Source organism: Endozoicomonas sp. SESOKO4, from assembly GCF_024606275.1.
The window spans coordinates 1-1,509 of record NZ_JAHHPS010000179.1; the positions used below are offsets into that span (position 1 = coordinate 1).

2 protein-coding genes are annotated in these 1,509 nt (G+C 46.8%); both read right to left on the reverse strand.

Going from position 1 to position 1,509, the window contains the following annotated elements; genetic code table 11:
- Positions 1-243: 243 nt before the first annotated feature.
- Positions 244-711 (reverse strand): DUF29 domain-containing protein, encoded by a 468-nt coding sequence (locus tag KDK16_RS03400; protein WP_257274691.1) that lies wholly within the window; start codon positions 709-711, stop codon positions 244-246.
- A 360-nt stretch (positions 712-1,071) separates the two neighbouring features.
- A partial coding sequence (locus tag KDK16_RS03405) for a WD40 repeat domain-containing protein (RefSeq protein WP_257274692.1) occupies positions 1,072-1,509 on the reverse strand: 438 nt, incomplete at its 5' end.

Genomic DNA, 1,509 nt, shown 5'->3' on the forward strand with positions numbered 1-1,509 from the left:
TGATTCTGAAAGTCAGAGTCGGTTTTAGCATGAAAGTTCATAACATTGATGTCAGCGTAACTAACATCAGGCAGGATATGACGGCAAGAGTGATGAAGGTGACAAAGTAGAGAAATAGTCATCCATCCGTAGTTCAGTGATTTTCGCCTTGCCATGATCCATCACTCTCCCGGCCACAGATTTCCAGCGTTTTACTATCACAGATGCTCAAAAGATGGCGGCCATCAATCGATTTGGTAAAGATCAGTCATTGTCCGCCTCCGGCAGCCAGTCTTCTGTCATGATCTGTTCGTAGGTCCATGGGCATTGCGGTGGGAAGACGTCGGGTTTGCACTGCATCTCGTTGGCGGCCAGCTTTCGGGAATAATCGTAAGCATCAAGAAAAATTTCATCCAGTTTGTTGTGCAAGCCAGGATTCTTTTTTAATTCCTTCAAAATAGCAATCCGCTGTTTGCCAATGCTGATCGACCAACTACGGAACCACTGATCCATGTCATGCAGATCGTCCTTGCCAGATTGCATCTGCCATTTAAGCGCATGTGACAAAAGCTGTTCGAGACAACTCTCAAGGGCACGGTAACGAGCTTTGCCCATGTCCTCTACTTCCTCGATCAGGTTGTCCATATCAAGTTCATTGAAACGGCCTTGCCTGATAAGCTCGGCTTGTTGGTAGGACCATGTGTAAAAATCAGTGTCATACAAGTTTTCCATAAATCACCTCCATAGCCCTGTCACTGTAGGCAATTAACAGAAGGGAATCAAAATGAATTACCAAAGCACAGATGCTTTTGCTGGGGGGGTGCCCGTGGTTTTGGGCTGGTCAATTCGGCCATTGAAGCCAAAGAGAACCGTCAGTATCGCAAACAAAAGATCGGAATGAAGCCGGGAATGAAGGAAGTCACCCCGTTCCCACGCTGGAGAGAGTTTTGCGACACCCTTTTTACGGCGGGGAGGATGTCAAAAGAGGTTTTGTCGAAGTCATGGCCGGTGCTCTGGTGCGCACAAGTATCGTGCTGAGTAAATGTTTCATAAGAATAATGTGGGTCCGGGCTAATGAGTGAGAGTAAACAATCAGTCATCCATCATTAGTTCGGTGATTTTCGTCGGATCATCTTGATTGATGGTCAAAACATGGCCATCGGCGCTGGGGATGGCTAATCGAGTAGCATCAGGATGGGAAATGGTGGCTTTTTTATCCCATGATCCATCGCTGTTCTGACCATAAATTTTCGCAGTTCCATCGAAACTGGCGGTGACCACATGGCGGCCATCGACGCTAAAGGTGGCTGATCTGATATCCCAAGTATGAGAGATGATGGCTTTTTCTTTCCATGATCCATCGTCCTTCTGACCGTATATTTTCACTGTATTATCTCCACTACGGGTGATCAGATGGCGGCTATCGGCGCTGAATTTGACTGACAAGACTGTTTTGTCATGGGAAATGATGGCTCTTTCTTCCCATGATCCATTGTCGTCTTTCTGACCATAGAGTTTCGCCTTGCCATC